1 protein-coding gene is annotated in these 1,169 nt (G+C 64.3%); it reads right to left on the minus strand.

Going from position 1 to position 1,169, the window contains the following annotated elements; genetic code table 11:
• Positions 1–177: 177 nt before the first annotated feature.
• A partial coding sequence (locus FRC98_RS20750; protein WP_230467875.1) for a hypothetical protein occupies positions 178–1,169 on the minus strand: 992 nt, incomplete at its 5' end.

The following is a 1,169-nucleotide window of genomic DNA, read 5'->3' on the forward strand; positions in this document are numbered from 1 at the left end:
CCCCCCCTCACCGGCGCATATGCGACCGGTTTCAACGCCCGAGCGCCGGACACCAAACAGAGCTCGGCCCTCACACGTCCTCGACGTGCGGCAAGTGGTCCCCTGGTGTGTCATCCAAGCTCATTTGTAGCGCGATTTCGACTCATCTGGTCATCTGGAGCGAGCGCGACGCGCGCCTTAAGACGCTGCCCGAGCGCCCGGGCTGGCTGCCCCGAAGCTCTGGTAGTTCGCCGCCAGCCCCGCCTCGCACGGGTCATCCTCGCGACACTTCACCGGCGCGTTGCGCCTCAGCCAGAGCGTTCCGCTGGGAAAGACGCAGCGTTTTTTGCCCTGGACCCAGCGCTTGCGCACCTGCGCGTAGGCGCTGCGAAAGGCACGATCGCGGGCGATGGCCTGATCGAGAAGCTCGGGATGAAAGGCCGCAAAGCGAGGAGCCACCTCGCCGCGCCGCCGCTTCTTTTTCGGGCAACTGGAGGGGTCGGTCGCCAGCACGCCTTTGACGCCCAGAAAGCGCCGCTTTTTCTTTTTCATCTCGCGATGAATCTCGTTTTCGGCCTCGCGCAAAAGGTTCTCAAAATGCGCGACCACCTCCTCCAGCGACATGTCATCGTAGCCCGGCGGGCGCCTGGGGATGAACTCAATAGACTCGGGCTGATCGTCTCCGTAATAGGTTGCCGGGCGCTCGACCACCATCGGCTTCTCCCAGTCGGAGGGCATGATCTTAAAGCCCGGCCAGTCTTTGGCGCGCGGGACCAGCCCGGCTTTGACCGGGTTGAGCAGCGTGTAGAGGAGCTGAATCTCAAAGACCTCCCGGTCGAGGAGCACCGTGTCGCAGTAGGGGCCGTTATCCCAGAGGCTGCCGTCGAAGCCGAGAAAGTCCTTTCGGGCCCGGGTGAAGCCGGCCATCGCATCACGCATAAACTCCGAGCGGCGTGCCTGCGGGTCGGTGAGCACGATGTGGACATGGTTCGACATTACCACCGCCCCGTGCACCTCCACGCCGCTGCGATCCGCAGAGCGGGCAAACTCGTAGGCCGCGATGGCGTTGATGTTGGCATCCGGGCGGGTAAGAAAACGTCCACCGGCGGTACGGCGAGTCAGGGCGGCGACCTGGCCTGCGACATGACGACGGGGGCGAGTCATTGGGGGCTCCAGTGAGGTGGAAGGGT

This window comes from Lujinxingia vulgaris (assembly GCF_007997015.1).
Classification (GTDB): domain Bacteria; phylum Myxococcota_A; class Bradymonadia; order Bradymonadales; family Bradymonadaceae; genus Lujinxingia; species Lujinxingia vulgaris.